This window comes from Pseudomonas sp. NPDC086251 (assembly GCF_044746405.1).
Lineage (GTDB): Bacteria > Pseudomonadota > Gammaproteobacteria > Pseudomonadales > Pseudomonadaceae > Aquipseudomonas.
The window spans coordinates 53,969-62,364 of record NZ_JBIVBY010000025.1 but is presented as its reverse complement, the minus strand read 5'-3'; the positions used below and the strand labels follow the sequence as shown (position 1 = coordinate 62,364).

The 8,396-nt window shown below is 60.4% G+C and carries 10 protein-coding genes; 3 read left to right on the top strand and 7 right to left on the bottom strand.

All coding sequences use genetic code 11. The annotated features are described in order from the left end of the window. Positions 1–329 precede the first annotated feature (329 nt). The 6 genes from ACIPL2_RS25330 to ACIPL2_RS25305 are packed head-to-tail and all read right to left on the bottom strand — an operon-like array spanning position 330 to position 5,743. A complete protein-coding gene (locus tag ACIPL2_RS25330; protein WP_401360918.1) occupies positions 330–2,273 on the bottom strand; it encodes a response regulator in 1,944 nt (647 codons plus the stop codon). Continuing rightward, positions 2,263–3,123: a sensor histidine kinase gene (locus tag ACIPL2_RS25325; protein ID WP_401360916.1), complete on the bottom strand. Its 861-nt coding sequence runs from the start codon at positions 3,121–3,123 to the stop codon at positions 2,263–2,265. The genes ACIPL2_RS25330 and ACIPL2_RS25325 overlap by 11 nt, the downstream gene beginning before the upstream one ends. Further along, positions 3,120–4,127, bottom strand: a complete 1,008-nt coding sequence (locus ACIPL2_RS25320; RefSeq protein ID WP_401360995.1) for an ATP-binding protein — start codon at positions 4,125–4,127, stop codon at positions 3,120–3,122. Before ACIPL2_RS25320 ends, ACIPL2_RS25325 begins: the two co-directional genes overlap by 4 nt. After that, positions 4,124–4,528, bottom strand: a complete 405-nt coding sequence (locus ACIPL2_RS25315) for an anti-sigma regulatory factor (protein ID WP_401360914.1) — start codon at positions 4,526–4,528, stop codon at positions 4,124–4,126. Before ACIPL2_RS25315 ends, ACIPL2_RS25320 begins: the two co-directional genes overlap by 4 nt. Continuing rightward, positions 4,525–4,887 (bottom strand): STAS domain-containing protein, encoded by a 363-nt coding sequence (locus ACIPL2_RS25310; protein ID WP_401360912.1) that lies wholly within the window; start codon positions 4,885–4,887, stop codon positions 4,525–4,527. Before ACIPL2_RS25310 ends, ACIPL2_RS25315 begins: the two co-directional genes overlap by 4 nt. A gap of 4 nt (positions 4,888–4,891) precedes the next feature. Then, positions 4,892–5,743, bottom strand: coding sequence for an STAS domain-containing protein (locus ACIPL2_RS25305; RefSeq protein ID WP_401360910.1), 852 nt, complete (start codon positions 5,741–5,743; stop codon positions 4,892–4,894). A 267-nt stretch (positions 5,744–6,010) separates the two neighbouring features. Here ACIPL2_RS25305 and ACIPL2_RS25300 point away from each other — a divergent pair, with 267 nt between their 5' ends. After that, entirely contained in the window at positions 6,011–6,196 is a 186-nt protein-coding gene (locus ACIPL2_RS25300; protein ID WP_059405961.1) for a hypothetical protein, read from the top strand. 825 nt (positions 6,197–7,021) lie between these two features. Here ACIPL2_RS25300 and ACIPL2_RS25295 read toward each other — a convergent pair. Further along, positions 7,022–7,543: a DUF4142 domain-containing protein gene (locus tag ACIPL2_RS25295; RefSeq protein ID WP_401360908.1), complete on the bottom strand. Its 522-nt coding sequence runs from the start codon at positions 7,541–7,543 to the stop codon at positions 7,022–7,024. A gap of 217 nt (positions 7,544–7,760) precedes the next feature. Between ACIPL2_RS25295 and ACIPL2_RS25290 the strand changes: the two genes are divergently transcribed. Together ACIPL2_RS25290 and ACIPL2_RS25285 are read left to right on the top strand one after the other, a co-directional pair. After that, entirely contained in the window at positions 7,761–8,003 is a 243-nt protein-coding gene (locus ACIPL2_RS25290; RefSeq protein WP_401360906.1) for a hypothetical protein, read from the top strand. Between the two features lie 110 nt (positions 8,004–8,113). Next, positions 8,114–8,371, top strand: a complete 258-nt coding sequence (locus tag ACIPL2_RS25285; RefSeq protein WP_401360904.1) for a hypothetical protein — start codon at positions 8,114–8,116, stop codon at positions 8,369–8,371. The last annotated feature ends 25 nt before the right edge of the window (positions 8,372–8,396 follow it).

Sequence of the window (8,396 nt, the reverse complement as noted above, 5' to 3'; positions counted from 1 at the left end):
GATCCAGTGTGGGAGCGAGCCTGCTCGCGAAAGTCTTGAATGCGCCACGTTTATCCTGCTGAAACGCGTCATCGTTGACGTTCTTCGCGAGCAAGCCCGCACCCACATTTGATCTTCAGCGAACACAAAATCTGTGCACGACGAAGATCCAGTGTGGGAGCGAGCCTGCTCGCGAAAGTCTTGAATGCGCCACGTTTATCCTGCTGAAACGCGTCATCGTTGACGTTCTTCGCGAGCAAGCTCGCTCCCACATTTGATCTTCAGCGAACACAAAATCTGTGCACGACGAAGATCCAGTGTGGGAGCGGGCTTGCTCGCGAATCGGTCTATCAGGTGCCGTCGAGCGTGCGTCGAACCTTGTCCAGCAGTTCACTGATCTGAAACGGCTTGATCAGCATCTCCATCCCGTCACCCAGGAACACCTGGCGGTTGATCGCGGTTTCGGCGTAGCCGGTCATGAACAGGATCGGCAACTTATCACGCCAGCCCCGAGCCACATCGGCCAACTCGCGGCCACTCATGCGGGGCAATCCGACGTCCGTCAGCAACAGATCAATGGACTCATCATTCTGCAAACGCTCAAGGGCCGTTTCGATATCGCCCACCTGCGTGCAGCGATAACCGGCATCCACCAACACCTCAGCGACAAACATGCGCACCGACGGCATGTCCTCGACGATCAGCACATGCTCGCCAGCCCCCTGGGAATCCACGGTGGCGGGTTCGACGTCACTGGCCGTGAGGTCGGAACTGGCTGGCAGCATGATCGTCACTTCAGTGCCGCGCCGGGCAATGCTGCGGATGTGCGCGTCACCACCCGATTGTCGGGCGAAGCCGTAGATGGTCGACAACCCCAACCCAGTGCCTTGCCCCAAGGGTTTGGTGGTGAAGAACGGGTCGAACACCTTGTCGATCACACTGTGGTCGATGCCGGTGCCGTCGTCGCGAACCGACAACGCCACATACGCACCGTCGGCCAGATTGGGGTCGCCGTGGGAATAGGCGGCATAGGTGCTGACCCAAATGTTGCCGCCCTGGGGCAAGGCATCGCGTGCGTTGATCACCAGATTGAGCACGGCACTTTCGAGCTGGATCGGGTCGACCAGGGCGATCGCGGCTTTGGAGGTCAATTCCAGTTTCAAGGCAATGCGTTCACCAATGGTGCGCACCAGCAATTCCTCGAGGGAACGCACGTGCTCGTTGATGTCCACGGGCCGCGTGTCGAGTGGCTGCTGACGGGCGAACGCCAGCAGGCGATGGGTCAGGGACGCGGCGCTCATGGCCGAATTCAAGGCCGCTTCGGCGTAAAACTGAACCTTGTCGGTGCGTGAATCGGCGATGCGTTTCTGGATCAACTCCAGGCTGGTGATGATGCCGGTCAGCAAATTATTGAAGTCATGGGCGATGCCGCCGGTGAGTTTGCCCAGCGCATCCATCTTCTGCACTTGCAACAGCTGCGCCTCGGTGCGCACGCGTTCGGCGACTTCCTTGGCCAACTGCGTGGTGGCATCGTCCAGCCGGGCCAGGTGCGAGCGTTCGCGGTGGCGGTGTTCAGTGACATCCTCGACGAACACCAGGCTCAATTCCGGGGTGCGGTAGGGCGACAGCTGCCATTCGGTTTCGCGAGTCTCACCCTGGACCTTCATGCTCAGGGTGCCTTTCCAGCGCTCGCCATAGGCCAGGCGCAGGCGCAATTCCTCGATGATTGAACCCTGATCTTCGGCAAAGCACTCGTGCAGGCCGTCCGGGTCCCGATTGTCCTGGATCAGCTGCGCGAAGGCATGGTTGCATTCGTGGACCTTCAACTCGGCATCCAGCACCGCGATCGGCGCCGACACGTTGACGAAGATTTCCCGAAACCGCGCCTCGCTTTCGCGCAGGGCGTTTTCGGTTTCGCGTACCCGCAGCAAGGTGCGCAGGGTGGCGAGCAGTACATCCGGGTCGACCGGGTGAATCAGATACGCATCGGCACCGGCATCCAGGCCAGTGATGATGTCGCCGGTCTGGATCGAGGCCGCCGACACGTGAATCACCGGCAGCAGGGCGGTGGCGCTTTCGGAGCGCAGTTTGCGCACGATGTCGAAGCCGCTCATGTCCGGCAGATTGACGTCGAGGATCAGCGCATCGATGGTGACGCTGTCGATCAGCTCCAGGCCCTCGGTGCCGGTGCCGGCTTCGAGCACTTCATAGCCATGGCGTTCCAGGCGCCGGCGCAGGGCGTAGCGCGTGGCGACGTTGTCGTCGACGATCAGCAAACGGATGTCACGTTTCATCGGCGGGCTCCATGGCGATGGCCAGCGGGATGATCACGAAGAAGGTCGAGCCGGAGCCCGGCGTACTCTGGACCCCGACTTCACCGCCCAGCAATTCGGCGAAGCGTTTGCACAGGGACAGTCCGAGTCCGGTGCCGCGCAGGCGTTTTTGCAGCGGCGAGTCGACCTGAGAGAAGTCCTCGAACAATGCGCCATGTAGCTCCGGGGCGATACCTATTCCGGTGTCGCTGACGGCGAAGCGCACGTGGGTGCTGTTTTCCAGCTGCGCCGACACGCGGACTTCGCCACGGGTGGTGAACTTCAGTGAGTTGGAAATGAAGTTGCGCAGGATCTGCGCGAGTTTCTTGTCGTCGGTGTAGAGCCTTGGCAGGCCCACCGGCTCTTCGAAAATCAGGTCCACGGCGCTGGCATCGACAATCGGGCGAAACATGCCGCGCAGGGCGGAGAACAGGTCGAGCATGTCGAACCAGGCCGGCGAAATGGTGATGCGCCCGGCTTCGATCTTCGCCAGGTCCAGCAGGTCGTCGACCATGTCGCTCAACTCGCGCGCGGCACCGCTGACGAAGGCTACTTGCTTGTGCTGCTCGGGGCTCAAGGGGCCGTCGAGTTCATCGGTCAGCAGCCCGGTGATGCTCAGGATCGAGCCCAGCGGTGTGCGGAACTCATGGCTCATGTACGACAGGAAACGGCTTTTCAGGTCCGAGGCCTGGCGCAACTGTTCGGCCTGGGTGTCGAGCTCGGCGTACAACGCCAGGACGCCCTGATTGGTTTCATCCAACTCTTCGCGCAGGGCGATGGCTTCGCCCTGTAATTGCGCGATCAGTGCGGCTTGTTCGTCCACCTGACTCATGGGTGGGCCTCCAGAGCAATGACCAACACCGTGACATCGTCCCGGCCACGGCAGAAGTCGCGGTGCAGTATGGCGGCAATCACGGCCGGGTGGCGGTGCACCAGGCCGGGGTAATCGTGCAGGTTCCAACGGGACTGCAGGCCGTCGCTGTACATGATCAATAGCTGTCCGTTCACTTGAGCATAGTCAAAGGGTTGGGCCTTTCTATATTGGCCGCCGACGATGCCGGGGTGCGAGGCCAGGCCACGGGACTTGTCCGCGGCGATCAGGCAGGCGCCAATGTTGCCGATACCGACGAATCGCAGTGCATCGCGGTCGCCGTCGAACTGCGCGATGGCCAGGGCGCCGCCACGGGTGCCGATCATCGCTTGATGAATGTCCTCCAGCAACAGCAATGGTGAGTCGAAGGGCGACAGGGCAAAGGTTTTTTCACCGGCGCGGGCGGCACGCTCGGCTTCTTCGCCATGCCCCAAGCCGTCGATCACCAGGGCGCTGATGCGCGGGCCGTCAAACGCCAAGTGCCAGACATCGCCGCAGGCTGGGTCGTGGTGCAACGAATGCTGGCTGACGCCGATCCGTCGATCCGGCGCTTTGTCAGTGCGAGGGTACAACCGCGTCAGCAACACCGCGCCTCGCGAGTCGGCGTACACATCGAAGACTTCGGTCTGGCGCGACACGGCCCCGAGCCCAATGCCCTGGGTGCCGCCGGTGGAAAAACCATCGGTCAGGCACGCCTGCAAGTCAAAGCCCTTGGCGCGGTCGACGGCGAGCATTTCGATGCCGAAACCAGACGGGCGCGGCAAGACCCTCAGGTGCAATTCGCCCCGGGTGGCATGCTTGAGAATGTTGCTGGCCAGTTCCGTGGCCACCAGCGCCACACGTCCGGCATCGGTGGCGTCAAAGCCGTGTTGTTCCGCGAGTTTCTGCGCGATGCGCCGTGCATGACCGATCTGGCTGGTGTCTTCGATCGGTAGCACTTGTGTCATCGAACCGCCAATGTTCACGTCCATCGGGTGATCGTTATGCGAGTGCCTTTGCCGGGCGCGGTGTCGAGTTCGAACTCTTCGACCAGCCGTTTGGCGCCGGTCAGGCCCAGCCCCAGGCCGCTGCCGGAGGTCCAGCCATCGGTCATCGCCAGTTTGATATCGGGGATGCCGGGGCCTTCGTCGCGAAAGACCAGGCGTAACCCGGTGCGCGCGTTCTCGTCGAGGATCTGCCAGTCCATGTCGCCACCACCGCCATACACCATGGTGTTGCGCGCCAGTTCACTGACGGCGGTCACCAGTTTGGTCAGGTCGATCAGGCGCATGCCGCACTCCTGGGCGAGCTTGCGCGCCAGCTGCCGGGCCAGCACCACGTCCTGCTCGATGTGAATCGGGTGAGTGCCGCTGCTGCGCACGGTCATTGTTCGCGTACTCGGGCCTGCAACAGTTTCATCCCGCGCTCGACGTTCAGCGCGGTGCTGACGCCGGGCAGGGTCAGGCCGAGTTCCACCAGCGTGATGGCCACGGCGGGCTGCATGCCCACCAGTACGGTCTGGGCGTCCATGATTTTCGACAGGCCGGAAATGGTGCCGATCATCCGTCCAATGAACGAATCGACCATGTCGAGGGCGGAGATGTCGATCAGCACTCCGTGGGCCGAGGTTCTGCTGATGCGCTCGGACAAATCGTCCTGCAGGGTCAGGGCCAACTGGTCATGCATGTCGACCTGAATGGTCACCAGCAGGAAGTCGCCCATTTGCAAAATCGGAATGCGCTCCATCGGCTCAGTCCGCCTTGCTGACGGACAATCCCAGCCGGGTCAGGGCCAGTTTCAGGGCATCGGCCAGATTGGCCTTGGTCACCACGCCTTGCAGGTCCAGGCCTAGATGCACGATGGTCTGGGCGATCTGCGGCCGCACGCCGCTGATGATGCAATCGGCGCCCATCAGGCGTATCGCGGTCACGGTTTTGAGCAGATGCTGCGCCACCAGGGTGTCGACGGTCGGCACGCCGGTGATGTCGATGATGGCGATTTCCGAACCGGTGTCGACGATCCGCTGCAACAGCGATTCCATCACCACCTGGGTGCGTTGTGAGTCGAGGGTGCCAATCATCGGCAGCGCCAGTACGCCGTCCCAGAGCTTGACCACCGGGGTCGACAGTTCCAGCAATTCTTCCTGCTGACGCTTGATCACCGCTTCGCGGGATTTCTGGAAGGTGCGGATGGTGTGCATGCCCAGGGCGTCGAGCAGTTCGGAGACTTCCCAGAGTTGTTCGGCGAGCAGCGCCGGATTGTCCTGGTAATGGTTTTGCAGCAGGGAAAACAGCGGGCCTTTCAGGGCGAAGATGAAGCTGGCGGTTTGATGCGAGTCCTGGCCGAGCAGGGCGCGGGTGTGGGAGAGCTTTTCGAGGAACTGGCGAATCTCGTCCCAGCCGGGGGCCGCGACGTTCTGGCTGTTGCCTCGTTCCAGCCCGGAAACGATCAGCTGCAGAAATTCCGACGTCTGTTGTTGCAGGTCCTGTTCCTTGAGGTTACGCGAAGCACCGCTGGCCGCCAGGCTGGTCGTCCATTCGGCGAGCAGTTGCGCCTGGTTCTTTTTCATCGCATCGAGTGTAGTGGTTTGCAGTGCCGCCATGTGCCTTGACTCCTTGGAAGTGTTTGCCGATTCCCCATAATTCGATCGACGTAAGATCAGTGACATTTGCCCTATGAAATAGTTGGTCGTCGGGCCGGTTTTATTTCATCCGGTGCCTATGAACTCTAGTAGGCGCTGCCGGAGGCTGCGACCTTTCGGCCTTGATCTTTAACGCCCTGCAAATGGAACTCCTGCCTGCGCGATGGCTTCGAATCTACAAGGCTCGACTGCTTCAGCCGCGCCATTGCACTGACGAACGAGGTACGTATGAAAGACGAAAGGAGTCTGGAGGACGCGAAAACCGCCGAACCGGAAAGCGCGGACAAGGCGGTCGACCAGAAAAACGTTCACAGCGATAACGACAATGAGTTCAGCCCGGGTTTCAAGCCGCATCCGGATCGGCCGAAACCTGGCGATGAGACTGATGCCGATATTGATACCGATGGTGGCTAGGTTGAGGGGCATACAGGCAGCATCCATGGGTGTGTATATCCATTGCTGCGGTAACGGCTGATATTGGTTCCGCCCTTACGGCGGGTCACTTTCGAAAAGCGCGAAAGTAACCAAAGCGCTTCTGCCCTGTCGTTCGGTGCCTCGCTGTGGCTCGGCATGCCCTCGCTCCGGTCCTGCTCCGTGGGCCCGCCGCCATCGGCCATCCATGGCCGGGGGCGGCTAACCCGGCATCCATGCCGGGTTGCCCACTACGCAGAACCTGCGCTCGGCCTCTCGATGGGACGGTGCATCAAGATCAAAAGCACGGCGGCCTGCAGGCCGGCCTGATTGGGGAATACGCATTCCCCTGTAGGAGCGAGCCTGCTCGCGAAGAACATCAATAATGGCGCGTTTCAGCAGGATAAACGCGGTGCCTGTGGGTCCATCGCGAGCAAGCTCGCTCCTACGGGGGATGGTGTTTTTTTTAGATGCTGTGTTCGCTTTTGATCTGGCTGTTGCTTTGCTTTGGCTTCAGATCTGCCGCCCCTTTCCCAGAGGCCGAACGCAGGCGTTGCGCAGGGGGCACCGCGGCAAGGATGCCGCGGTAGCCGCCCCCGGCCATGGATGGCCGATGGCGGCGGGCCCCCGGAGCAATGCCGGAGTGAGGGCATGCCGAGCCACAGCGAGGCACCGAATGGCGGGGCAAGAGCCCTTGGTTACTTGGGGCTTTTCCAAGTGACCCGCCGTAAGGGCGGAACCAATAGCTGCCATTACCGCAGAAACGGATATGCCCCCATCCCAAACATTTTTAAAAGCATCCATCAATGCGGTCTGTTTGGTGGGGCGTTACTTACTCGGATGAGCCGCCTGCAGTTTTTTCGCCATATCCAGATGCTTCTCCAGCCCCGGCAACATTTTTTGCGCGAACCCCTTGAGCTCCGTAGCGCCTTTGACCTTGTCGTCCGTCACGGTATTGGCTTCTTTCTTGAACAATTCGATAGTGTCTTCATGAGCCTTCACCTGGTTATTGGCGTAGGCCGCATCGAAGGATTCATCGCGCATGTCGAGGATTTTCTCTTTCGCCTGCTTGACCAGCGTGGTGCTGTCCGGCACCTCGATGTCATTCTTTTTCGCGATCGCCGCCAGCTCATCATTGGCCTTGGCATGGTCAGTGATCATCATGTTGGCGAATTCCTTGATATCCGCCGATTTGCTTTTTTCCAGGGCGAGCCGGCTGGTTTCAATTTCAGCGATGCCGCCTGCCGCCGCTTTATCGACGAAGTCATTTGAGGTGGCCGCGCAGGCCATGCCCATGCTGGTGCTCAAGGCGATGGCCAGCGTCAGGTGGCGCAGGGTAAATCCGTCCATTGGTTATTCTCCACACAGGTTTTCAGGGGCGATCGAGTGATCGTTAAACTGTGGAGGCCGACGGACGGGCAAAGGTTTAATCGCAATTATGGCAGGACGACGAACGGACACCGCTGGTCTGATAGGCGGTCGACAGAACCGGCTAACCAAGGCCATTCTGATAGTTGGTGAACGCAATCGATCGCGTTTGCCTCCGATCAACAAACGGAGGTGTTCCATGCCGGTGCCACACGATCTTTATCAGGACTTGAAACTGTCAAAGGAAGATATCCAGCAAAAACGCACCAAGGATCCGTTATTGGATTCACTGATCAACAAGTATTCGCAAGCGGACGCCGAGGTGGTGAAGGCTGAAACCGCCAAATCGGATGCGCCGAGCGATGACGCACTGAAGAAGCTCAAGGAGAAGCGCGTGCAGGTTAAGAACCAGATCGTTGACCGACTTCAGACGCCATCCTGACGTGCCGTGTCCAGCCACCGACCATCGGTGACGCAATAATTGGAACGGCGATAAATACCGGCACCTCGAATGATCAGAGTCCGAATTGACGGCTCCATGCGAGGTGCCCCATGCCTGATCCAACCCTTCCCGGAAAACCAAAGTACCCCAGCGAGGAACAGGGCGGTTATGACCCGATTCCCACGCGCCCCGAACCTTTGAGTCCGGGCCGCACCACGATCAATCCCGAAGATGAACCGGGCATCGACGAACTGCCAAATAATGAAGGTGCCATCCCGCTGGACGACGATGACACCGCCATGGACCCGGAACGCGTGCGAGAAGAAACGGATAACGCGGTGCGCGATAACGAGCCGGACCCGCGGTAAGTTGGCCCACCACAAACCCTGTGGG